The organism is Pontimonas sp., from assembly GCF_031581085.1.
Classification (GTDB): domain Bacteria; phylum Actinomycetota; class Actinomycetes; order Actinomycetales; family Microbacteriaceae; genus Pontimonas.
On record NZ_JAVLBO010000001.1, the window covers coordinates 153,764 to 176,827 of the forward strand.

The following is a 23,064-nucleotide window of genomic DNA, read 5'->3' on the forward strand; positions in this document are numbered from 1 at the left end:
CCCGACGCGATGGTCGATGGTCTCGACAACGTCGTCTTCCTCGTCGAAGACCAGCCCACTGACTCCGAGGCGGTACTGGGTATTTACGAGGGAGTCGCCCTCACCGAGCGCGGCGACTACGGCTACGGCGAATTACCCGATCGCATCGTTCTTTACCGTCAACCGCTGCTCGAACAATCAGAATCCTTAGAGCATCTGATTCACGAAATTCACGTCACGCTCGTACACGAAATTGCCCACTATTACGGCATTGACGACCAGCAGCTTCATGAGCTGGGCTGGGGCTAAGTGCGGATAATCGAATCGGCCAAATCTCTGGACCGGTGGAGGCGATAAAACCGGTCCTCCTGTAATGCCCACCGAAGCCAGTGGGGTCGAAAGGTGTCGCCGTCGCGCTCGAGCGCGCGCTGTTTTCTCACCTCGTCGTCGGCCTCCAACCAATATCGAGCGGTGGCGTGGGGGGCGCTGAACCTCGACAGCGCGCCACACCCCTCGACGATCAGGCTCTGCTCGGGCCCGATGTCCCGCAGAGCCCCCCACGCGCCCCGCGACCAGTCCCAGGTGCGCAGCCGGGCCGTGCGCCCCTGCGCCCACGGCGCAATCCCCCGCTGGTAGGCCTGCCAGGACCCGGCATCCAAACCGTCCCAGCCGGGGTAGAGATCGTCGAGGCTCAGCAGCGCACTGTTGGAACGCTCTGCCAACTCGCTCGCCCACTGGGTTTTACCCGCCCCGGAGCGACCATCGACGAGCACCAACTGCCTTCTGGCGTCCCCGTCACCCATCTGCTCTCACCCGATCCGGATGGCGACCCACCGAGGAAATCAGCCACACCACGGCTACTGCGAGAGCGATGAAGAGGGTGGCGGCCACCATCGCCATCCCCACGTTTTCCGAACCCGGTCGAGACATCAACCGAAACATCACCAGAGGCAGGGTCTGGTCAGAGCCGTAGGCCAAGAAGGTGGCGGCGCCAAACTCGCCCAGTGAACCAAGGCTCACCAAGGCCGCCGCGGCGATCAGCGGCCTCTGGAGTGTCGGCAACTCCACATGGGTAAAAAGTTGCCCGCTGTTCGCGCCGTCCAAGCGGGCCGCGTCCACCAGGTCTCGAGAGAGTGAACGCCGTGCAGGAGCGATGATGTGGAAGGCCAGTGGGGTGAGGAAAATACTCTGCACGAGGGGCAAAAGCAGCCAGCTCCCGGAGATGGCGCTGGGTAAATACCCGGAGAGCACCAGGGCGCCCAAGCCGATCACGACGGGAGAGATACCAATCGGCGCCAACACGGCCAACCCCACCCGCTTTGCACTCAACCACCACGCGAGGGCCAACGAGATCGCCACGGCGACGAGGGTGTTTCGAAGCGAGTTGCCCAACGCGTCGATGACGCTGAGGTTGAGAATGTCTCTGGAACCACGCCCCGCGAGGTTCGCGATGTTTCCCCAGAGGCCAGGCCCCGCGCTGATCGCCCGCTGCACGACACCCGCCACCAGCCAGACCACCGCAGCGATCACGACACCGCCGACGACCATTCCCGGAACAAAACGGCGAGCGACCGGCTCGACATCACCAAAGAGCACCGTGGGTGTTGCCCCGAGGCGCCTCGAGATGAGGAAAAATCCCAGCGTCAACAGGCTTTGTAGACCAGCGAGTAACGCCGCCGTCGGCAGGTCAAGCAGTTGAAGTGCCGCGGTGGCGATCCCGGTTTCCAGGGTGTTGATCGCGCCCTGACCCAGAGAAATGACCAACCCGAAACTGGTCGCTGAATACAGCGCCACCAGCAACGCCGCCGCGCTCAGCGCGGGGAGTTGTTGGGGGATTTCGATAAAACGCCTGGTCTGACCGGCTGAGGCTCCATCGAGCAACGCCGCCTCGACCTGGTCTCGTGGCACAAGGGACGCAGCGGTCACGACCGCGATAAAACCCGCATTCATCAACGCATGCGCACACACGACCGCAGCAATCCCGACCCGGCTGTCGTCGAGCCACGGGCCAAAGACGGGACGAAACGCCAAGCCGATCAGAAAGGCCGGCAGCAGAAACGGCAGCAGCAACACACTGGTGGCCAGTTTTCGCCCCCGCCGCACAGACGCCAGCCACAGCCCCACCGGGTAACCAAGGAGCAGTGCCACCACCGCGCTCATCGTCGCGATCAGCGCGGTGGTGACAAAGAGTTCTCCGCTAGCCAGCGAACACCTCAGACCACTGCTCGAGCCAGTCATCCCGGTTGGCGTTGATGTCGAGATCCTCACCGAGAGTGGAGGTGGCCGGAGTGGCAAATTCGGCCCAGGAGTCGGGCACCGGGGTGTCCTCGACCGCCGGGTAGACATACATTGCTTCGGGCACGGAGCGTTGGAACTCCTCGCCAAGCATGAACTCGACGAGCGCTTCGGCTCCGGCGATGTTGTCCGAGTCGGCGATCACTCCGGCGAATTCCGTCTGTCGGAAGCACTCTTCCAACAGGGCCTTCGAACCGGGGGTGCCATCCTCGTTAACTTCGGCGGCAGGTGAGGACGCGTAGCTCAGCACAATGGGGTAATTCCCGCCGTAGCGGGTGAAATCGGAGAAATAGGCGTCCTCCCACGACCCCGCCACCTTCACGTCGTTATCGCGAAGATCGGCCCAAAAACCCTGAACCTCTGCGGGTGAGTCAAAAGCGGCGTGGGTGGTCGCAAGAAACGCCAAGCCGGGTGAGGAGAAGTTCGGGTTGGTCACCACCGTCAAACCCCGATAGTCATCGTTCACCAAGTCCCTCCACGTTGCCGGCGGAGTCAGTGATTCGTCGTCAAACCAGGCGATGTCGTAGTTAAAACAGACATCCGAATAGTCGATGGCGGATGGTGTGGACTCAAACACTCCTTCCGCCTCGGCTCGACCCACAAACGTGTTGTCGATTCCAAAGAAGGCGTCCGCAACGGGCGCATTCTTGGTGAGGACAAGCTGGTTGGTGAGCGAACCGGTATCGCCCAGGCGGATGATTTCGAGTTCGTAGCCGGTATCCGATTCAAACTGAGCGATCAGTTCGTCGCTCATCACAAACGAATCGTGGGCGGCCAAACGCACCAGAGTGTTTTCTGGTCCCGTGCAGCCGGCGAGAGCCATCACACCGGCCAGTAGTAGCGCAATCTTTTTCATTACGTGCCTTTCGCAATCGATTGATAACGTGGCACGGGTAGAGGTCCTCCCTGCGCCGGCATGATCCGGATCAGGTTCGACGGTCGAAGCGTTTGCTTCCTCTCAGCCTCTTGCTCGAGACTCCCGTGTTACTGGCTCAGTCTATCGCAGATCGATACGGGGAATCTTGAAGACTTGGTTTTCTCGAAGCTTGTGGCTCCAGCGCATCCCTTTCGCAATCGGATACATCGCCAAATAGACCCAGGCCGGCGCACGCAAACGACGTTTGCGTATGCCGTGGTGGCGGTAGGTGCGATCGAAACGTTGCACGTAGTCGTAAAAATCTTTGGGGTTATCTTCGAGGCGCCTGGCAGACATCCCCGCCACCATCTGCGAGGAATAGATCGCGCGGAACCCCTGGTCGTAGAGGTGCACGGACAGGTCAATGTCTTCGTGCATGTCGTCGTCGGAATCGAGGCAAACCTCGTCTCGTATGGCCTGCCAGGCGTCTTTGCGCAACGCCATGTTTGTTCCAAAGAGGAACTTATAGCTGGTCGCGAGGCGAAACATCGCTTTGCGCATGGTGTCATCGGCTCTGGCCATATAGCGCCGCAGGGGCATGTCGTAGTAGATCACGGGCCCGGTGGCGGCGTGCACGCCAGGGTCGGCGAACACCCTTTTCACCTGCTCGACCCAGTTGGGCTCGAGCAGAGTGTCCGAATCAATCCGACCGATTACGTCGGATTCGACGGCATCGAATCCCATATTTCGTGTCGGAGTAATCCCCTGTTCGGATTCTTGGCTCAGCACCCGAAGAGGTGCGTGGGGGTGTCGAGCGATCAGTTCGTCCAAAATCGCCCGAGTGTTGTCTCGTGAACGGTTGTCGACGATGATGATCTCGTCCGCAGGAACTGTTTGTCCCAGCGCCGCCTCGACGCAACCGCGAATCGTGTCCTCTTCGTTGTAGGCGGGGATCACAATCCCCACGCTGACCCCCGCAGCCTCAGACATGGCGTGCTGGGGCAGCCATCAGTTGCACCACGACGCTGCCGCCTTTAGTTGCTTGGGTGTCGACATCCACAAAGCCCATCCTGCGGTGAAAGGCGATGCTCGCCGGGTTGGGCGGCTCCAGGTTCACCTCGCAGGTCACCTGGGCGTGGCCTTGTTCCTCCGCCCGATTAAACACTTCGGCGTAGAGCCTTGCGCCCCATTTGGCCCCGCGGTGGTCAGGGTCAATGACAATCCGGTCGATGTAGAAATGACTCGGGTAGCGCGCCTCGAAGTACCGATAATTTTCCGAATCGTATGACACACCGGGGTCGAAACAGATCACAAACCCGACAACGACACCGTCTCTCTCGGCCACAACCGACCACGAAGAGGCTTCTAGTAGTGCGGCCATCTCCTCCAGCGATACTTCTGGAACAGCGGGTACGGCACCATTGTTCAATGCCACCAGCCGGGGCGCGTCAGCAGCGAGCGCACCACGAATGACCGGGGGTGAGACAGGAAGGGTGCCGTGAGTGCTGGGGGGTGTAACCACACCCTCAGCCTACCAACGTGGGGTTACCAGCCCCAGGTTCCCGGAGCGCCTTTAAATGGGCCTTGCACTCGTGAGGTAATCCACCCGCCATAAAAGTCGCCCTCCTGGGCAACGACCTTCTCTCCGTTGACGCGCACATCGTCGAACATCGCCGGATACAACGCGGCGTGGTCCGCCAGGCGGGTGTAGTCGCGGTGCGGCGTCGGATACCACCACACCGCTCGCGGCATGCGACCACCCTCCAGCACAAGATCGGCGTAGGACGCAGCGCCCTTGAACTCACACATTGTTTGACCGGCGACAGGCTCCAAAAGTCCGGGGGTGAAATCCTTCAACGGGATGTAATAGGTCGGCGGGTGGCTCGTTTCGAGGACCCGAATAGTCTCGGTCGAATCGGCAATCACCACACCGCGGTGGGTGACCACGACGCGTTCTGAGCTCTCATCCAGGGCCGGGGGCCGTGGATAGTCCCACACCGATTCGGGAGTCTGCTCTTTTTCGGCCATCACAATCCTTTCGCCGCTTCCCACGCTAGGCGGTGGGAGCGAGACAAACCTTAGAAAATGGTGCGCATCATTCCGGTGGGACCCTTTTCCCGCTAGGCTAAGAGGGCGTTGAAAGGCCCAGTGGTCAGTCGGTGTAGTGGGGGCCCTTACGGACCTGCTTTCTGGGAGATCACACTGGGAGTCTCGACGAGTTGTTTCGTCGTTCGAAACTCCTACCAGATATACCCCGAAAGTAAGGAAAGTACATGGCAACCGGAACCGTGAAATGGTTCAACGCCGATAAAGGCTACGGGTTCATTACCCCCGACGATGGCGGAGCGGACGTCTTCGCCCACTTCAGCGCCATTCAGTCGAGTGGTTACCGAAGCCTCGATGAGAACCAAAAGGTTCAGTTTGAAACCACCCAGGGCCAGAAAGGCCCTCAGGCAGAGAACATCCAACCGCTCTAACGATCGGTGGGATTACCACTGTGGCCAGCCTCCGGGCTGGCCACAGTGCTTTGTGGGACTCTTTGGGCTCCACCGCCGATTTACTCACCGCCCAGTGGCTTTCCTGCTCTGCCCTACCGCCCGTCATAGACTGGGATGAATGCGCCCCCTAGCTCCTGACGACATTCGCTCGTCGATCGTGAATATCGACGATTCCGAGAGGCCGGAAATTCCTCTGCCCGGCCTGCACGAGACAGAGTGGTCCGAGCGGGAGTTTCTCGGTTGGCGAGATCCAGAAAGGCCCCACCGTGGCTACCTAGTTTTTTGGGACGGTGAGACCCCGGTGGGTGTCTGGGTGAGGGCGGCCGAGTCCACAATGCCCCCCGGACGGCCAGCGATGTGCTCACTGTGTCACACCCAACAGCCCGCCCCACAGGTGAGCCTCTTTGTGGCCCCCAAAGCCGGCGCCTCGGGCAAAAAAGGCGACACGGTCGGCACCTACCTCTGTCGCGATCTGAACTGTCCGATGTTGATCCGTCAGAAATCAGATGAACTCTCGCGGCCAATCGATTCAGAACACACGCGGAGAATGCTCGCCGAAGGAGTTCTCAAGCGTCTCTTGGGCTTCACCGCACGCGTGCGAAACGACAGCTAGCACACGAAGTGCCACACGGCGGCCACGCCCGCTCGGTGACTCCTCGCGGTCGCTTCAGGCACAGCGGTCTGCCCCGTGCAGCGGGGACTGGGGCGTTAGCGCTCGGAGCGACCGAGAATCACCATGGGAATCCAAAACGCCGCCGAGGCGGTGAAAATTCCCGCCGAAAAGAGCAGGGCGGCGTATTCCTCGGGGACAACAAACGAGTAGGTAAACATCGGAAACGACGCGAGGAAGATGACCGATGAGAGAATGAAGAGGAAGATATTCATGGTTCCCCCAGTATCCCACACTAAGAAAGTGTCGTGATGGCGCCATCCAACCGGTCAGCAAAACAACGACGCAAAATTCGGCGTATCCGCATCACGGGGTGGACGGCACTCTCCAGCCTCCTGGTCACCATCGTGGGCTTTTTAGTGTGGGCCTACACGCCCTACCCCGACCAACCCGAGGGTTTGCGCGAGCTCTACGCCACCGAAGACATCGCCTGGTCGATCGGCCCCGACCTCGTGGTCATGGGCCCAGCACAACAATCCGGTCCCCTCTCGGGTGATGCGCTGTTGTTTCTGCCAGGAGCCCGGGTGAGCCCCCACGCCTACGCCACCACCTTTTATGACGTGGTCGCCGAGACGGGGCTGACGGTGATTCTGCCCCGACCGACAATGAACCTCGCCCTGGCTGATGGTCGAAGCCTGGAGGATTTTCAAGCCCTCAGCCCCTCGACGCCCATCTCTCTGGTCGGTGGCCACTCGATGGGTGGAGTGCAGGCCTGCACGTTGGCCACAAACTCTGGCATCGAGCGGCTGATTCTCTTCGCCAGTTACTGCGCAGTCGACCTCCAGGACACAGAGGTGGACGTGCTCAATGTCTTGGCCTCCAAGGATGAACTAATCGACCGGGACGCCGTTGTGACTGCTCGCGAGCTGATGCCACAGAGCTACCAAGAAGTCACCATCGACGGCGCGAGCCACGCGTCGTTTGGCGATTACGGACCCCAGGGCGGTGATGGAATACCCACTCTTTCTCGGACGGACGCGATCGAAAAAGTCAGCGACATTCTCCTGCGGGAGATTGCCCGCTAGGCCTAAGCGCCCCTGAGGGAGGGCAGGGCACCCGGGAGAATGGTCACAGCGCCTGTCGGGCGAGTAACTCGCTGCCCAGGCTGTGTCAGGACTGCTCGGCCTGTTCGAGAATCAGCTCGCGAACTCGTTGGGCGTCTGCTTGACCGCCCAGTGCCTTCATCACCTGACCGATGATGGCGCCCGCTGCTTGGACTTTGCCCTCACGAATCTTGGCCAACACATCCGGCTGAGCTCGAAGCGCCTCGTCAATAGCGGCGCGCAGCGCGCCGTCGTCACTGACAACGGCTAACCCCCGCGCCTCGATGATTTCCGCCGCACTGCCCTCACCCTCAACCATGGCGAGGAGGACCTCTCGGGCCATCTTGTCGTTGATGGTGCCCTCGCTGATGTGGCGATCGAGCTCAACGACGTGTTCGGGCGTCAACAGGCTGGTGACCTCCACACCGCGATCGTTGGCAATGCGTGAGAGCTCCCCCAACCACCATTTCTTGGCCGCAGCCGGGGAAGTGCCCAGCGAGATGGTGGCCTCCACCACATCCAACAGATCAGCGTTGATCAGCGCGTGGAAATCCGTTTCTGGCAACTGCCACGCCTCGCGCAACCGGCGCCGTCGCACCGACGGGGTCTCCGGCAGCGATTGCCTGATCTCTTCCACCCAGTCCGAGTCAGGACTCACCGGCAGAAGATCTGGCTCCGGGAAGTAGCGGTAATCATCCGCGTCGGATTTGGGCCGGCCGGGGCTGGTTTGACCGGTGTCTTCGTGCCAGTGCCTGGTTTCTTGGGTGATGGCCGTGTCCCCGAGCAGCAGGGTGGCCTGGCGTCGGATTTCGTAAATCACGGCGCGCTCGATGGAGCGAAAAGAGTTGACGTTTTTCGTCTCCGTGCGGGTGCCAAACTCGGTGGCACCTCGAGGCATGAGCGACACGTTGGCGTCGCAGCGAAGGTTCCCCCGCTCCATTCGCGCCTGTGAGACGCCGAGGGCGATGACGATGTCTCTGATGGTCTGGACATACGCCCTGGCCAACTGCGGCGCACGAGCACCCGCGCCGGCGATCGGTCTGGTCACGATTTCGACCAGCGGCACACCCGCACGGTTGTAGTCGACCAGGGAATACTCCGCACCTTGAATGCGGCCGGTGCTCCCGCCCACGTGAGTGAGTTTCCCCGCATCTTCTTCCATGTGGGCGCGCTCAATTTCCACCCTCCACACGCTTTGGTCGTCGAGCTCCACTTCGACGGCGCCGTCGTAGGCGATGGGCTCGTCGTATTGGCTGATCTGGTAGTTCTTCGCCAGGTCGGGGTAAAAGTAGTTCTTCCTCGCAAAACGCGACGTGGGCCGAATCTCGCAACCCAGCGCCAGACCGAGGGCAATACTGGAGCGCACCGCCTCGGCGTTCACCACCGGGAGCGAACCCGGAAGCCCGAGGCACACCGGTGAGATTGCGGTGTTGGGGGCGAAATCTTCCAGTGATGCGGCGGGGTTGGGTGCGGGAGAAAACATCTTGGTTGCCGTAGAAAGCTCCACGTGCACTTCGAGACCGATCACTGGATCAAAATGCTCCAGGGCGACATCTAAATCGACCAGGGTGTTCACTGGGCCACCTGCTGTCGTGGTTGACCGGGCTCTGGCACACGCGCACTGAGTGTCGAGCCATCGCGCTGAATGATGAGCGCTTCCAGCGCAGCCCCGACACTGTAGAGGCGCTGGTCTTGGAAGGCGGGCGCCATCAGTTGCACGCCAACGGGCAGGCCGTCTTCCGGGGCCAACCCCATCGGCAGGGACAACCCCGGCACCCCGGCCAGGTTGGCCGGAATGGTGGTCAAATCGTTGGCATACATCGTCAACGGGTTATCTAACTGTTCGCCCAACTTAAACGCCGTGGTCGGAGCAGAGGGGGTGATGAGTGCGTCGACTTGTTCAAAAGCTCTTTGGAAGTCACCTTGGATCAGGGTGCGCACCTGCTGGGCACTGCCGTAATACGCGTCGTAGTAGCCAGCGCTCAGCGCGTAAGTTCCCAGAATGATTCGGCGTTTGACCTCGTCGCCAAAACCCGCCTCGCGGGTGGCCGCCATCACGTCTTCGACGGTGGACTGGCCATTGGTCATGGCCGTGCGCATTCCAAAGCGGACGGAATCGTACTTGGCGAGGTTGCTGGAGGCTTCCGCGGGCAAGATGAGGTAGTAGGCGGCCACGGCGTAATCAAAATGCGGGCAGTCCACATCAATAATTTCTGCACCGTGGGCGCTTGCCAACTCGAGCAACTGAGCAAAACGAGTGCGAACACCGGGTTGGAACCCGTCCGTGTCGAGCTGTGTGACCCGACCAAGGCGCACCCCGCGAAGATCGGGTTCGACCCCCGAACGAAGAGCCGCTTCCAGCATCGACGGCCAGGCGTCGGGAATCGACGTCGAATCGCGGGGGTCGTGACCGGCGATCACGTCGTGCAACAGCGCGGCATCGGCGACACTGCGCGCGACCGGTCCTACCTGGTCGAGCGAGGACGCCAGGGCAATCACGCCGTAACGACTGACTCCCCCGTACGTGGGCTTCATCCCCACTGTTCCCGTCAGAGCGGCGGGCTGTCGAATAGACCCACCGGTGTCACTGCCCAGCGCAATGGGTGCCTCGAATGCTCCTACCGCGGCAGCAGAACCACCGCCGGAGCCACCCGGCACCCGTTCGATGTCCCAGGGGTTTGTGGTGGGACCCCAGGCCGAATGTTCCGTGGAGGAGCCCATCGCAAATTCGTCCATATTGGTTTTTCCCAGCGCGACCATTCCGGCGTCGCGGTATTTTTTCACCGCGGTCGCGTCGTAGGGAGGTCGCCATCCCTCCAACATTCGAGAGCCCGCCGTCGTTGGCATCCCGAGCGTGCACAGCACGTCTTTCACCGCGACCGGCAGCCCTGCGGTGGCGGGAAGACTCTCCCCGTCGGCGCGGCGCGCATCAATCTCGCGCGCTTCGGCCAGGGCGGCGTCATTGAGGTGCACGAACGCGTTCAGCACGGGTTCCACCGCCGAAATGCGGTCCACGAATGTTTGCGTCAATTCCGTTGCGGAGACTTCACCCGACTGCAACAAACCCTGCAAGTCGAGTGCCGAGAGCCGGTGCAGTTCGCTCACTGCTCTTCACCCAGAATCGCGGTGACCCGAAAGCGCGACCCGTCGTGATCGGGCGCCCCGTCGAGTGCCTGCTCGGTCGTCAGGGTGTCTCCGACTTCATCGACCCGCCACACGTTTCCCAGGCCAATCGGGTGACTGGTGGGCTCAACATCTTCAGAAACGACAGCACCCACCTTTTCGACAGCGTCGACAATGGCGCCCAGCTCGCCGGTCAGTCGTGTGACTTCACTCTCATCCAGAGCAATGCGGGCTAAACCCGCAAGGTGTCGCACCTGGTCCGGCGTAATTTCCGACATAACACCCTCTACTCATTGGAGCCGCTGACCCCCATAGTTTAGGGGGCAACGACCCTCGCCTCAGTCGGCGTTGAGGACACTGACAGCAGCGAGACCTTCGGTAATCAGTGTGGAAAAGTCCTTCTGATCCACCACGGGAATACCGAGCTCGAGGGCTTTATCGTGTTTTGAGCCGGCACCGGGGCCCACCACGACCACGGTGGTGTTTTTGCTCACACCGGAGACGGGCAGCCCGCCGGCTGCCCGAACAGCCTCCGCCGCCCCGTCACGAGTGAACCCGTCCACACTGCCCGTGACAACCACTTTCGCGCCGGCCAACGGGCCCGACTCGGCGTGGCCAGCCTCTGGCGACCAGTCCGGGTCCACAAAGTTCACCCCCGATGCTCGCCAGGACGCGACAATCTCTCGGTGCCAGTCCACCTCAAGCCAGTCCACGATGGACTGGGCGATGGTCGGACCGACTCCGTCGATAGCGGCCAGTTGTTGACTATCCGCCGCTTCGATCGCCTCGAGGGATCCAAAATGCCCGGCTAGCGCCCGCGCAGCCACGGGCCCCACGTGTCGAATGTTGAGGCTCACCAGAAGCCTCCAGAGCGGTTTTGTTCGAGCTTTTTCCAGCTGATCAATGAGCTCGATGGCCGCCCGGGACGGCACCTCAGATTCTGTTCCCGCAAAGTCGCCACCGTCCTGGTGGTGCGGGTCGTCTTTGCCGCGTTTTCGTCGAAACGGGCTCAAGACGATGGGTTCACCGGTCGTGTCGTCCACTCGGGGTTGTCCGGTATCCGCGTCTCGCGGTTGGTAATCGATGGGGAAAATGTCTTCCACCCGTAGTCCGAAAAGTCCCGCCTCCGAGCTCAGCGGTGCCGGCGAGGGGCGTAGGGGCTGGGTCAGCGCGAAGGCGCTGACTTCACCCAAGCCTTCAATATCGAGGCCACCGCGCGAGCCGATGTGTTCGATCCGTCCGCGCACCTGCGCGGGGCAGCTGCGCTGATTGGGGCAGCGCAGGTCAATATCGCCCTCTTTCTGAGGGGCAAGCCTGGTGCCACACTCCGGGCAGTGGGTGGGCATCTCAAAGGGACGCTCCGAGCCGTCTCGGCGCTCGACCACCGGGCCCAACACTTCGGGGATGACATCGCCCGCTTTGCGAATGACCACGTGGTCACCAATCAGCACCCCTTTGGCCTTCACGACGTCCTGGTTGTGCAGGGTCGCGCGTTCCACTTCGCTTCCTGCCACGGTGACAGGGTCTAACACGGCGTAGGGGGTCGCCCGCCCGGTTCGCCCCACGCTGACGACAATGTCGCGCAGGATGGTACTCACCTGCTCCGGAGGATACTTATAGGCAACCGCCCAGCGCGGCGCCCTCGAGGTGGCACCCAATTCACGCTGCGTCGCCCAGGAGTCCACTTTGACGACAACCCCGTCGATTTCGTGGTCCAGACCCTCCCGACGTTCATTCATCCGGTGGATGTAGTCGATGACCCCTTCGGTGTCTGTGTGCACCTCCGCCAGCGAGGACACCGGCAAGCCCCAGTGGCCCAGCAATTCATAGAGTTCACTTTGGGTGGACAGTGGGGGTTCGGGCCACGCCCCAATACCGTGCACGGTCATCTTCAGCTGAGAAATGCGCCAGCGGCCCGCGTCCTGTTTGGCTTGGGCGCGGGCGTCGAGTTTTTGGCGCAGCGAACCAGAGGCGGCATTTCGGGGGTTGGCAAAGACCCGCTCACCGGCCTCCGCGAGGGTGGCGTTCATGTCGTGAAATACCTGGACGGGAAAGAACACCTCGCCGCGCACTTCGACGACGGCTGGGTGTTCGGTGCCGGTGAGCATTTCGGGGAGCCCCGGAATGTGCTGAACGTTTTCGCTGACGTCCTCCCCGGTGACACCGTCACCTCGAGTCGCCGCGGTGATCAGCCGCCCGTTTTCGTAGTGCAGGTTCAGGGCCAAACCATCAATTTTGGGTTCACACAAAAAGTGCACCTGGGGGTATTCACCCCGGATTTTGCTCAACCAGTCGCGCATTTCCTCATCGGAAAAAACGTTATCGAGGCTGTACATCCGCTCCGCGTGTGTCAGCGGGGCAAAAAGCGTGGACTGGCCTGCCCCCACAATGCGGGTCGGCGAATCGTCGGTGGCAAATTGGGGAAATTGCTCCTCGAGGGCTTCTAGCTGTGCGACCAGTTGGTCGTACTCGGCGTCGTCGGCGAGGAGCTCATCGCGGGCGTAATAGGCGTCGCGGAGGGCATAGATTCTGGCCGCCAGGGAGTCCATTTCGACTCGCGCTTCGGACTCCTCCACCCCACCATTCTATCTGGTGAGCACCTGTCACCAGAGGGAATCGAGGGACGGGAGGGCTCAGAACGGTTGCTCTTCGGGCATTCCGGTGCGCAACTCAGCGGGGAGGTGTCCGAGATCGTTATGGGTCACGAGGACCGCCGGTTTCGCCGTGCGCACACGGATGATGGTGAGACCACAGTGGGCCTGGTTGATTCCCATCCATCGCCAGGGGGCGGCCCCAAAGACTTCTCGAACAAACCAGGCGATGACAAAGTTGTGGGTGACCAGCAGCTCGTGGGTGTCACTGGGGCCGACCGAGAGCCACTCCGCGGTCGCGTCGGCCATTTGCGCTTCCCCGGCTTGAATCTCCTCGTCGCTTATGCCCCCGTAAAACGTCTCGAACACTCCGGGCATATCGGGGGTGGGTCCACTGGGTACGCAGTCCATGAGCAGCGCGGAGGGCTCTGGCGCCAGCGAGGGCATCCTTGTCGCCATTGCCTGAGCCGTGTCCAGGGCGCGTTGCAGAGGTGACGTGTAGGCGTGGGTGAAGGGCACCGCGCTCAGACGCTCCGCGATTGCGTCGGCCTGTCGCATCCCCCGCGGTGAGAGCGGACCCTCCGGGAGGCCGTATTCTGCGTCGACTTGTTCACCGTGTCTGACCAGGTAGAGATAACGCGACACCTTTGGTCTCACTTTCGGAAGAAGGTCGGCCCACAAGAGGTGAACGATCGAACCGACCCTAGTCTGCTACGGCAGACCCCACGCTGTCGAGAGCAGTATCGCTCACCGAGCCCACCGCGACGGCACTGAGTGGACCCTCGGCGAAATGCTGTGCGAGATCCTGCACGGATTCTCGAGTGACCAGACCCAATCGCCTCAGCGCTTCGTCGCGGTCCACGAATTCACCCGTGTGTATTTCCGATCGCCCGAGGCGCACCATTCGACTATCCGTATTTTCCAGCGCCAGGGAGCTCGCCCCCTGCAGATTTCCCAGGGTGCGCTCCAGCTCCTCCCGGGTAATGCCCTCGGCGACGACGTCTTGGAAAATCTCCTGCATCACCCTCGCGACGGTGTCCACCTGTTCGGGGCTGGTGCCGGCGGCCATTCCAAACAGCCCGGCATCGGAGTGGTGGCTCGCGTAGGCGTAGACGCTGTAGGCCAGACCGCGCTTCTCGCGAATTTCTTGAAACAGCCTCGAGGACATCCCGCCACCGAGCACGGTTGTCAACACGGCGGCGGTGGAGCGGCGTTCATCGGTTTGGGTAAGCCCCGGTGTGGCCAACACCACAATGGATTGCTCCAGCGGGCGATGAATGACCTTCTTGGTCGACTCCTGGGGCAGTCCGAGAGCGGTCGTGGAGCGCCGGGGAGCCGGGGCGTCCTGGCGCTCCAGCGGCCAGCCGTAGCGCTCCAGTGCGTCGAGCAGCGTGCGCACCGCGTGATCGTGGTCGACAGCCCCCGCGAGAGTGACCACGAGGTGGTCGGGTCGGTAGTAGCGCGCGTAGTGGGCGAGCACTTGGTCGCGGGAGGCCGCTTCGATACTTTCCGGCGAACCACCGATGGGCCGCCCGAGTGGATGTTCACCCATCACCGCCTGCGCAATGTGCTCGTGAGCGACGTCGGTGGCGTCGTCTTCTGCCATGGCGAGCTCTTCGAGAATTACCCTGCGCTCGACATCGAATTCACCCGGGTCAAGCAGCGACGATGAGACCATGTCAGCGAGCACGTCGATCGCCATGTCGACGTCGCGGTCTTGCACTTTGGCGTAGTAGCAGGTGTGCTCCTTGGCGGTGAGCGCGTTGTGTTCACCGCCCACCCGATCAAAGGCCACCGCAATGTCCATGGCCGAGCGACCCGGAGTGCCCTTGAACAACAGGTGTTCGAGAAAGTGGGTGGAACCGTACGCCACGGCGTCTTCGTCGCGGCTGCCCACGGGGACCCAGAAACCCACCGAGGTGCTCGCGGCACCGGGAACCCACTCGGTGAGGATGCGCAGTCCCGAGGGGTGGACGGTGCGCCGCAGATGGGCGCCCTGGGAAATAGTGCTCGCAATTTCTGGAACGTCTAAGGGGAGGTCAATGGCGTCGGACACAAACGCCGAGCCTACTGGCAGAAGGTCAGTGGAGCCTGCACAAACATCACCTGCCCTGAAACGCCAAGTGGGCCGGAGCTTTCGCTCCGGCCCACTCGATACCTTGGGCAATTACGCCTTGGCACCTGCTGTTTCGCTGGCTTTCTTGGCTGCGGAAACCGCAACCATACCGAAGCCCACCTTGTTCAACACGTCAGCGATGACGAAGATGATCGCGGCGAGGCCGACAGCGAGGCCGAGGTCCGCACCACCGAGGGTGAGGAACTCTTCAACGGCAACGCCGACGGGGTAGATTGTCCAACCGAAGAACACGAAGCGACGCATGATGCGCACGGCGCGTGCTGCGTAGTCGGGCATTCCATCGAGCTTCACCTGGTACACCGCGTAGACGATGTAGAGCCACGCGAGGCTGGAGATGATGAAGAAGACCCAGTTGTTGACCGTACCTGCTTCACCCAGCTCACCGAGGTAACCGGTGACGATCATGATCACGTCAGCGATCACGATGCGGGTCACGAAGCCCTTGGTTGCGCCACCAGCGATGGCGACAATCAGACCGAACTCCACCAGCAGAAGCGGGGTGGTGAGCAGCCAGTCGATGTAACGGTAGGGCATCGTCGCGGCGACATCGGCGGTTGCGGCCTGGTCAAAGAAGCCGACGAAGTCGGTCATGATCCAGTACATAATCGCGGCGATGAAGGTGATGATGCCTGCATAAGTAGCAGTCATACGGTGTTCGGGTTTGATGTCATTGCGCTCGAGAACGAAGTACAGCGTTCCCGCGGCCATGGCCACAAATCCGAGCATGAAGAATGCCTGCGTAATAGCGAGCAGATCCATTGTTCTCCCTCGAAAGGTTTTTGGGTTTTTACTTGTCCGCCCGCCGCCACGACGGGATGTCGGCGGGTGGTGGGGATTGGGTCCCCGGTGCTACGTGCAGAAGAATATCAACCCTTCCACGACCTAGCGCCCCACAGGCTACCGCTATGTCGTGAACTCCTGTTTAGGTGAAACCCGAAATTCAGCTGAAAATAACCTGGGTCCCTTTTGTAGGTAATCAACAAAAGCCCTGTGTCTAGGGGGTAAGAAACGGCAAAAGGGGCGGGAATTCCCGCCCCTTTTGCCCCGCATCTGCGGGTGTTAGCCGTCCTCGCCGTCATCTCCCGAAGGAGCGCCCTGCTCGAGCACGGGGCTCAGCGACAACTTGCCGCGGTCGTCAATCTTGGTGATTTCCACCTGGACTTTTTGACCCACGGAGAGCACTTCTTCGATGTCTTCGACCCGCTTACCGCCCGCGAGCTTGCGCACCTCAGAGATGTGCAGCAGACCATCTTTACCGGGCATCAGGGACACGAATGCACCGAAGGTCGCCAGCTTGACGACAGTACCGAGGTACTGCTCACCGATTTCCGGGGTGACCGGGTTGGCAATCGCGTTGACCCGTGAACGGGCCTCATCGGCAATCGCCTGGTCCGTTGCTCCGATGTAGACGGTGCCGTCATCCTCGATAGAGATTTGAGCCCCTGTCTCATCCTGGATCGAGTTGATGGTTTTACCCTTGGGTCCGATTAGCTCGCCAATCTTGTCCTCAGGGATTTGCACACTGATGACCCGCGGCGCCGTCGGAGCCATCTCATCGGGTTCACTAATGGCCTGGTTCATCACATCGAGAATGGTGAGACGAGCCTCTTTGGCCTGGCCCAGGGCGCCCGAGAGGACACTGGCGGGAAGGCCGTCGAGTTTCGTATCCAGCTGGATTGCCGTGATGAAGTCCCTCGTGCCCGCGACCTTGAAGTCCATGTCACCCAGGGCGTCTTCTGCTCCGAGGATGTCGGTCAATGCGCTGTAGTGCATCTTTCCGTCGACCTCTTCACTGATCAGACCCATCGCGATACCGGCAACCGGGGCGCGCAGCGGCACACCGGCATCCAGCATCGACAGGGTCGATGCGCAGACTGAGCCCATCGAGGTGGACCCGTTAGACCCGAGGGCCTCGGAGACCTGCCGGATGGCGTAGGGGAACTCTTCGCGGGTGGGCAGTACCGGCACCAGTGCGCGCTCGGCCAAGAAACCGTGACCGATTTCTCGACGCTTAGGCGTGCCGACACGACCGGTTTCACCGGTGGAGTAGGGCGGGAAGTTGTAGTGGTGCATGTAGCGCTTACTCGTCACGGGGCTTAGCGAATCGAGCTGCTGCTCCAGCTTCAACATGTTCAGCGTGGTCACACCCAGAATCTGAGTGTCACCTCGTTGGAACAGTGCGGAACCGTGTACCCGAGGAATGACTTCCACCTCCGCGTCTAGGCCACGAATCTGCTCCGGGGTACGACCGTCCATGCGGATACCTTCGGTGAGCACACGACGGCGCATCACCGATTTGGTGACCGACTTGTAGGCAGCGCCGACCATCGCGTTGGCCTCTTCGGGAAGCTCTCCCGCCTCGACCTTTTGGGCGATTGTGGCTTTGACCTGGGCCTTCAGCTCGTCGTCCTGGGCTTGGCGCTCTTGCTTGTCGGCGATCTGGTAAACCCGTGCCAAATCAGTTGCCGAGGCATCCTGAACGGCCGCGTAGACCTCATCGGTGTAATCGGCAAAACGCGGGTAGTCCTGGACCTCTTTGGCCGAGTCCTTCGCCATTGCCGCTTGGGCCTCCACCAGCTGACGCAAAAACGGCTTAGCCGCTTCGAGACCGCCGGCGACGATGTCCTCGTCGGGCTTCGTCGCACCCGCCTGGATGAGGTTCCAACTGGCTTCCGTCGCTTCGGCTTCGACCATCATGATGGCCACGTCATCCGTGCCGTCATCTTGGGTCACCACGCGTCCCGCGACCATCATGTCGAACACGGCCTCGTCGAGTTGTTCGTGGGTCGGGAAGGCCACCCACTGGGAACCGATCAGTGCGATACGCACCGCACCGATGGGACCACTGAAGGGCAAGCCCGAAATCTGGGTCGAGGCACTCGCTGCGTTGATCGCCAGTGCGTCGTAGAACTCACCGGGAGCCATCGACAGCACCGTAATGACGACCTGTACTTCGTTTCGAAGCCCCGTGGCGAACGAGGGACGAAGCGGGCGGTCGATGAGCCGGCAGACCAAAATCGCTTCGGTGGAGGGGCGACCCTCACGCCGGAAAAACGATCCGGGGATTTTGCCCGCCGCGTACTGGCGCTCTTCAACGTCAACGGTCAGTGGGAAAAAGTCGAAGCCTTCGCGAGGGTGCTTTCCCGCGCTCGTTGCCGAAAGCAACATGGTTTCGTCATCCAGGTAGGCCGCAACGGACCCCTGGGCTTGCTGGGCGAGGCGCCCCGTTTCGAAGCGAATCGTGCGCTTACCGTACGCACCGTTATCTAACACGGCCTCGGCAAACGTAATGTCATCACCTTCCATAGGTGTATCTCCTTTATGTCATCGCACACCGTCTGCGCGGCGAAGCCGCGCAGAGTCAGCGCCTCGATGACTCGGGGAGACTGGCCAACAGTAGAAGTGCACTGTGAGGATGACCTGACAGTAGACCACCACCGGTGACCAGCTTCATGCCGGAGTGTTCCAGACGCGAAGGTATGCAGTTGTGTTCGGCGCGCAACCGCGCGCTCCTGCCAGGCTAGCAGGGACCAGTGGAAAAAGCGGGAAGCGCCCTAGCGGCGCAGACCCAAGCGCTCGATGAGGGCACGGTAGCGGCCAATGTCGATGCGCTGGAGGTAGCCCAGAAGTCGACGGCGCTGACCGACCAGAAGCAACAGGCCGCGACGCGAGTGGTGGTCGTGCTTGTGCATTTTGAGGTGTTCGGTCAGCTCGGTGATGCGGTGCGTCATGAGAGCGATTTGGACCTCGGGTGAACCCGTGTCACCGGGGTGGGTCTGATACTGCTCGACAATGGACTTTTTGGTCTCAGGACTGATGCTCATGATGAACCCACCTTTACTCTCTCGCTGCGCGGCGCCCCAACCCGATGCTGAAGCTCTCTCTGTCCGCGGCCGTTACACGGCACAAGGGGTGAGCTTAGCACCGCAGAGGAGCGGTTGTCGCTCCACCGACGCTCAGCCGGGGGTACCCGGGTGCTCGCTTCCGTCCCTGCTCACACTGCGAGTACTCTGGGGCGTAGCACGTTGTCGACTAAGGAATAGGTCATGGATACTTCATCGGATAGCCCCGTCACCGAACTCAGCACCGACGAATGCTGGCAGCTTTTGGGCGCCCACGAGGTGGGCCGGTTAGCCACGACCGCGGGCGGTGTACTCGATATTTTCCCCATCGCCTACGTGGTCGAAGACGAGTCCCTTGTGTTTCGCACCGGGCCGGGAACAAAACTGCTCGAGCTCACGATTAACGAAAACGTTGCTCTAGAAATCGACCACTACGACGACGTCGAGGGCTACAGCGTCGTCGTGCACGGTCACGCCCACCAGCTCGACACCATGTCGGAAGTTGACGACGCAAAAGCGCTGGGCATCCCTGAGCTTTTCCCCACCGAGCGCCCCCGAGTGGTGCGCATCAACCCCACCGAGATCACGGGTCGACGCTTCCGCCGCAACTAAAAGCTCTGCCTCCTCTGGGGCACGATTTGTAATCATTTTGTAATCGTCTGAGGTCTTGACCCCGACGGGCGTGCGGGTTCACACTATGTCTAGAGTTACTCGCCGCCCAGGAGAGTCGGAGGCATCGCCCCACCACTGGGCGGCGAGGTTCGTATACGGGGTGTTCGTGTACCGGGTGTTCCTGTGCCGGGTGTTCCTGTGCCGGATGTTCGTGTATCGGGTGTGCGATGAAACGGCCATGACGGGGGGGCGTCCGCTGGGCCCGCGCCCACCCTGGCCACCCTGGCCACCCACGCGGTGCTAGCCGAAATGCAGCCGATCGCGAGCGTCCACGAGCTCGCCCACCAGAGTCGTCTCCCAATCATCAGCGCCCCGGTGAATGCCGCGTTCTTCCCGGTGTCTTGTGAGTGCGAGGCGCACGGCGATCGCGATAAAACGATCGAGCTGTTTGCCAAGACCCCTCTTTTTGGCCCAGCGCAGGGCAATCACACGCCCCGCCGCGGTGGTCAAAAACCCCATCTCCTGGTCGGCGATTACTCCCGCCCGGGCGTAGTAGCCGAGGTTCTCGCGCAAAATGGCCGCTTTCTGATTGCGCAGCCAGCCGACCATCAACACCGCGCCAACAAACAGGGGCACCTGGACGACGAAGAAATACACGTAAAAAGAACTGACCACAAACAGTGCGCCATTCCACAACGCGTGCAGCAACACGGCGGGAATAAACCCTCGGGTAAATGCCCACAGGCCCAGACCGCGCACCCCCTTCTCTGCCGCCCGACCTAAGGAGTACCCAATGAGGGCGGTGAACATGACGTGGGCGAAAGGCGACATTAACCCGCGAACGATGAAGGTTTCGACAAACACGTCACCCCCCTGGGCGATGGCCGCACCAAAGTAGAGAATGTTCTCACTGAAGGCGAAACCCGCCGCCGACCAGGCGGCATACACCACACCGTCAATGGGGCCATCGAGTCGATTACGGCCCACCCAAAACAACACCCACACCGCAAGGCCTTTGCCGAACTCTTCCACCAGCGGCGCCTGCACGGTGGGGCCCAGCACGGCGGAGAGACCCTCCGGGCTTCCCGCCAACGCCGAGGTGGTCCACACCCAGGCGTCGACACCCAATGCGATCACCACGGCGACACCCGCGCCAAAGAGAAAGGCGAACCAGGTTGCCGCCGGCGGTTCGGGTTCAAACCGGTCAATCCATCGAATACCCCACGCGACGATCGCCAGGGGCACTAACGCCACCAGAGCAGAAATGACCAGTAGTGGGCCTCCGAGGCTGCCGGCCAGAGTGTCCAGGGCGATCAGGGTGGCGACACCGACCAGCACAAAACCCAGAATGACCAGGGCGCCAATGCCCAGTGTTCTCACAAACGGCGAGCGGGCACCCCTCGATCCACTCGCTGCACTCATCGGCTAGAGACTAGTCGTCTGGGTCGACAACCGGCAGAACGATCTGGCTCGTCGCGTCGCTCACACCACTGAGCCGATCGGGATGCAACGCCTTATCCAATTCGCTTTCTGCCATCAACCCCTCTTCGAGGACGAGTTCTCGAATCGAGCGATGGCCCTCGAGTGCTTGATGGGCCAATTCGGCCGCTTTGCGATAGCCAATGGCCGGAGTCAACGCGGTGACCACGCCCACACTCGAGGCCACCTGGGTTGCCAGTCGATCCTCATTGGCGGTAATTCCCACCACACAATTTTCGCGAAGCGTTCGGCAGGCTTTCGCCATCCACATCAACGATTGCAGGATGGAGGCTGCCATCACCGGTTCAAACGCGTTGAGCTGTAACTGGCCGGCTTCCGCCGCGGCGCACACGGTGGCGTCCGAACCAATCACCGTGAAGGCGACCTGGTTCACCACTTCGGGGATCACGGGGTTGACCTTGCCCGGCATAATCGACGAGCCGGCTTGGACCGCGGGAAGGTTGATTTCCCCGAGCCCCGCTTGGGGCCCGCTGGAGAGCAGGCGCAGGTCGTTACAAATCTTCGAAATTTTCACCGCCGAGCGCTTCAACACACCGCTCAGCGTCATGAAGACTCCGACGTCACTGGTCGCTTCGATCAGGTCGGGGGCAGTGCGAATGTCCAAGCCGGTAATGTCCGCCAAATGCGACCTGACCGCTTCGGCGTATCGAGAATTTGCGGTAATTCCGGTACCGATCGCCGTCGCCCCCATGTTCACCTCACAGAGGAAGGGAATGACCTCGCCGAGGCGGTCAAAATCTTCCGAAATGGTGGTCTTAAACCCACCAAATTCTTGACCGAGGGTCATCGGCACGGCGTCTTGAAGTTGGGTGCGGCCCACCTTTAAGACGTGGCGAAATTCGGTGGCTTTGTCCCCAAAGGCTTCAGCCAGCGCGCGATGTTCCGGCAGGAATTCGTGGATACCGCGGACCATAGCCAATTTGATCGCCGTGGGATACACGTCGTTGGTGCTCTGCGAGCGATTCACATCATCGATTGGGTGGAGGTACTGGTAGTTGCCTTTTTGGTGTCCCATCAATTCCAACGCGCGGTTCGCGATGACTTCGTTCGCGCACATGTTGGTCGATGTCCCCGCACCACCCTGGATGGCCCCCAACACGAACTGGTCGTGCAGGTAGCCCTCAACGATTTCTTGACAGGCGGCATCGATTGCATCGGCTTTGTCCGCTTCCAGGTCACCCAAATCGCGGTTTGCTCTCGCCGCGGCCTGTTTCACGCGAGCCAGTGCGACCAGGAGGTCCGGGTAATTAGAAATCGCCCGGCGGCTAATGGGGAAGTTATCGAGGGCCCTCGCGGTGTGAATTCCCCAGTAGGCGTCTGCGGGAACTTCCATCTCCCCCAGGGAGTCGCGCTCGACGCGCATCGCGATGTCGGTGTCACCGGCTCCAATGCCTGGATGAAACACCGAGCGCCCCGCCTCATCCTGCTCGATTGTGGGCCCTGGCCCCGTGGTCTCCACCATGTTGGTCTCCGCTCCAGCCTCGCTTTGTCCTACTGGAGGACAGTTTGTCCTACTACGGGACAGTGTAGAAGCTTGCGGGGACATTATTGCCGTTCGTGGGGTCCTCACACCACCGCCGCGGGAAATGACACACATCTAGTGGATGAACAGGCGCTTCTCCTATGCTCGGGGGAGCACAGAGCAGAGGAGACCCACAATGTCAGAATCGACAATCGAGTTTTACGGAGCACAGTGGTGCGGCGACTGCCGCAGGGCCCAGGCTCTGATGGAGCACTTTGGCGTGGAGTTCAACTACCACGACATCGACGCGAGTGACACGGATAAAGCGCGCGCCATCGAAATCAGCGGACTGCAGAAAATCCCCGTTTTGCTCTTTCCCGACGGCAGCCACCTCAGTGAACCCTCAAGTCCGCTTCTCCAGGAAAAGCTCACCGAGCTGGATCTGATCTAGCGCGC

24 protein-coding genes and 1 riboswitch are annotated in these 23,064 nt (G+C 61.3%); of the genes, 6 read left to right on the plus strand and 18 right to left on the minus strand.

What is annotated here, in order from left to right; all coding sequences use genetic code 11:
- Positions 1-9: 9 nt before the first annotated feature.
- A complete protein-coding gene (locus RI518_RS00785; RefSeq protein ID WP_310671575.1) occupies positions 10-288 on the plus strand; it encodes a metallopeptidase family protein in 279 nt (92 codons plus the stop codon).
- On the opposite strand, the gene RI518_RS00790 is transcribed toward RI518_RS00785, so the two are convergent.
- The 6 genes from RI518_RS00790 to RI518_RS00815 all read right to left on the minus strand — a co-directional run bounded on the left by RI518_RS00790 (position 285) and on the right by RI518_RS00815 (position 5,158).
- A complete protein-coding gene (locus RI518_RS00790; RefSeq protein ID WP_310671574.1) occupies positions 285-782 on the minus strand; it encodes a hypothetical protein in 498 nt (165 codons plus the stop codon). The genes RI518_RS00785 and RI518_RS00790 overlap by 4 nt on opposite strands.
- Positions 775-2,217, minus strand: coding sequence for an ABC transporter permease subunit (locus RI518_RS00795; RefSeq protein ID WP_310671573.1), 1,443 nt, complete (start codon positions 2,215-2,217; stop codon positions 775-777). The genes RI518_RS00790 and RI518_RS00795 overlap by 8 nt, the downstream gene beginning before the upstream one ends.
- The gene (locus tag RI518_RS00800; protein WP_310671572.1) at positions 2,177-3,130 is read right to left on the minus strand and encodes a thiamine ABC transporter substrate-binding protein; all 954 of its coding nucleotides are present in this window, start codon (positions 3,128-3,130) and stop codon (positions 2,177-2,179) included. The genes RI518_RS00795 and RI518_RS00800 overlap by 41 nt, the downstream gene beginning before the upstream one ends.
- 30 nt (positions 3,131-3,160) lie before the next feature.
- Positions 3,161-3,267, minus strand: a riboswitch (TPP riboswitch).
- A gap of 4 nt (positions 3,268-3,271) precedes the next feature.
- Entirely contained in the window at positions 3,272-4,120 is an 849-nt protein-coding gene (locus tag RI518_RS00805; RefSeq protein WP_310671571.1) for a glycosyltransferase family 2 protein, read from the minus strand.
- Entirely contained in the window at positions 4,113-4,652 is a 540-nt protein-coding gene (locus RI518_RS00810) for a GNAT family N-acetyltransferase (protein WP_310671570.1), read from the minus strand. Before RI518_RS00810 ends, RI518_RS00805 begins: the two co-directional genes overlap by 8 nt.
- A 23-nt stretch (positions 4,653-4,675) precedes the next feature.
- Positions 4,676-5,158 carry a DUF427 domain-containing protein gene (locus RI518_RS00815; protein ID WP_310671569.1) on the minus strand — a complete coding sequence of 161 codons (483 nt, stop codon included), beginning with the start codon at positions 5,156-5,158 and terminating at the stop codon, positions 4,676-4,678.
- A 245-nt stretch (positions 5,159-5,403) separates the two neighbouring features.
- On the opposite strand from RI518_RS00815, the gene RI518_RS00820 reads away from it, so the two are divergent.
- Positions 5,404-5,607 carry a cold-shock protein gene (locus RI518_RS00820; protein ID WP_310671568.1) on the plus strand — a complete coding sequence of 68 codons (204 nt, stop codon included), beginning with the start codon at positions 5,404-5,406 and terminating at the stop codon, positions 5,605-5,607.
- Between the two features lie 139 nt (positions 5,608-5,746).
- On the plus strand, positions 5,747-6,241 hold the full coding sequence (locus tag RI518_RS00825) for an FBP domain-containing protein (RefSeq protein WP_310671567.1): 495 nt from the start codon (positions 5,747-5,749) through the stop codon (positions 6,239-6,241).
- 95 nt (positions 6,242-6,336) lie between these two features.
- Here the strand turns inward: RI518_RS00825 and RI518_RS00830 are convergent, their stop codons facing one another.
- Complete coding sequence (locus RI518_RS00830) at positions 6,337-6,513, minus strand: hypothetical protein (RefSeq protein ID WP_310671566.1); 177 nt, start codon at positions 6,511-6,513, stop codon at positions 6,337-6,339.
- Positions 6,514-6,549: 36 nt separating this feature from the next.
- Here RI518_RS00830 and RI518_RS00835 point away from each other — a divergent pair, with 36 nt between their 5' ends.
- Complete coding sequence (locus RI518_RS00835; protein WP_310689138.1) at positions 6,550-7,323, plus strand: alpha/beta hydrolase; 774 nt, start codon at positions 6,550-6,552, stop codon at positions 7,321-7,323.
- Between the two features lie 85 nt (positions 7,324-7,408).
- Here the strand turns inward: RI518_RS00835 and gatB are convergent, their stop codons facing one another.
- The 9 genes from gatB to rpsO all read right to left on the minus strand — a co-directional run bounded on the left by gatB (position 7,409) and on the right by rpsO (position 19,016).
- A complete protein-coding gene (gatB, locus tag RI518_RS00840) occupies positions 7,409-8,917 on the minus strand; it encodes an Asp-tRNA(Asn)/Glu-tRNA(Gln) amidotransferase subunit GatB (protein ID WP_310671563.1) in 1,509 nt (502 codons plus the stop codon).
- Positions 8,914-10,446: an Asp-tRNA(Asn)/Glu-tRNA(Gln) amidotransferase subunit GatA gene (gatA, locus tag RI518_RS00845; protein WP_310689139.1), complete on the minus strand. Its 1,533-nt coding sequence runs from the start codon at positions 10,444-10,446 to the stop codon at positions 8,914-8,916. The genes gatB and gatA overlap by 4 nt, the downstream gene beginning before the upstream one ends.
- Complete coding sequence (gene gatC / locus RI518_RS00850; RefSeq protein WP_310671561.1) at positions 10,443-10,742, minus strand: Asp-tRNA(Asn)/Glu-tRNA(Gln) amidotransferase subunit GatC; 300 nt, start codon at positions 10,740-10,742, stop codon at positions 10,443-10,445. Before gatC ends, gatA begins: the two co-directional genes overlap by 4 nt.
- A 60-nt stretch (positions 10,743-10,802) precedes the next feature.
- Positions 10,803-13,013: an NAD-dependent DNA ligase LigA gene (ligA, locus tag RI518_RS00855; protein ID WP_397428152.1), complete on the minus strand. Its 2,211-nt coding sequence runs from the start codon at positions 13,011-13,013 to the stop codon at positions 10,803-10,805.
- Positions 13,014-13,097: 84 nt separating this feature from the next.
- Complete coding sequence (locus tag RI518_RS00860; protein ID WP_310671558.1) at positions 13,098-13,700, minus strand: histidine phosphatase family protein; 603 nt, start codon at positions 13,698-13,700, stop codon at positions 13,098-13,100.
- Positions 13,701-13,758: 58 nt separating this feature from the next.
- Positions 13,759-15,111, minus strand: a complete 1,353-nt coding sequence (locus tag RI518_RS00865; RefSeq protein WP_310671557.1) for a pitrilysin family protein — start codon at positions 15,109-15,111, stop codon at positions 13,759-13,761.
- A gap of 111 nt (positions 15,112-15,222) precedes the next feature.
- On the minus strand, positions 15,223-15,951 hold the full coding sequence (locus RI518_RS00870; protein ID WP_310689141.1) for a bacteriorhodopsin: 729 nt from the start codon (positions 15,949-15,951) through the stop codon (positions 15,223-15,225).
- A gap of 300 nt (positions 15,952-16,251) precedes the next feature.
- The gene (locus RI518_RS00875; protein ID WP_310671554.1) at positions 16,252-18,498 is read right to left on the minus strand and encodes a polyribonucleotide nucleotidyltransferase; all 2,247 of its coding nucleotides are present in this window, start codon (positions 18,496-18,498) and stop codon (positions 16,252-16,254) included.
- A gap of 248 nt (positions 18,499-18,746) precedes the next feature.
- The gene (gene rpsO / locus RI518_RS00880; protein ID WP_310671552.1) at positions 18,747-19,016 is read right to left on the minus strand and encodes a 30S ribosomal protein S15; all 270 of its coding nucleotides are present in this window, start codon (positions 19,014-19,016) and stop codon (positions 18,747-18,749) included.
- Positions 19,017-19,238: 222 nt separating this feature from the next.
- Here rpsO and RI518_RS00885 point away from each other — a divergent pair, with 222 nt between their 5' ends.
- Positions 19,239-19,646: a pyridoxamine 5'-phosphate oxidase family protein gene (locus RI518_RS00885; protein WP_310671550.1), complete on the plus strand. Its 408-nt coding sequence runs from the start codon at positions 19,239-19,241 to the stop codon at positions 19,644-19,646.
- Between the two features lie 300 nt (positions 19,647-19,946).
- On the opposite strand, the gene RI518_RS00890 is transcribed toward RI518_RS00885, so the two are convergent.
- Together RI518_RS00890 and RI518_RS00895 are read right to left on the minus strand one after the other, a co-directional pair.
- On the minus strand, positions 19,947-21,068 hold the full coding sequence (locus RI518_RS00890; RefSeq protein WP_310689142.1) for a PrsW family intramembrane metalloprotease: 1,122 nt from the start codon (positions 21,066-21,068) through the stop codon (positions 19,947-19,949).
- A 10-nt stretch (positions 21,069-21,078) separates the two neighbouring features.
- A complete protein-coding gene (locus RI518_RS00895; RefSeq protein WP_310671589.1) occupies positions 21,079-22,509 on the minus strand; it encodes an aspartate ammonia-lyase in 1,431 nt (476 codons plus the stop codon).
- Positions 22,510-22,804: 295 nt separating this feature from the next.
- Here RI518_RS00895 and RI518_RS00900 point away from each other — a divergent pair, with 295 nt between their 5' ends.
- On the plus strand, positions 22,805-23,059 hold the full coding sequence (locus RI518_RS00900) for a glutaredoxin domain-containing protein (RefSeq protein ID WP_310671547.1): 255 nt from the start codon (positions 22,805-22,807) through the stop codon (positions 23,057-23,059).
- The last annotated feature ends 5 nt before the right edge of the window (positions 23,060-23,064 follow it).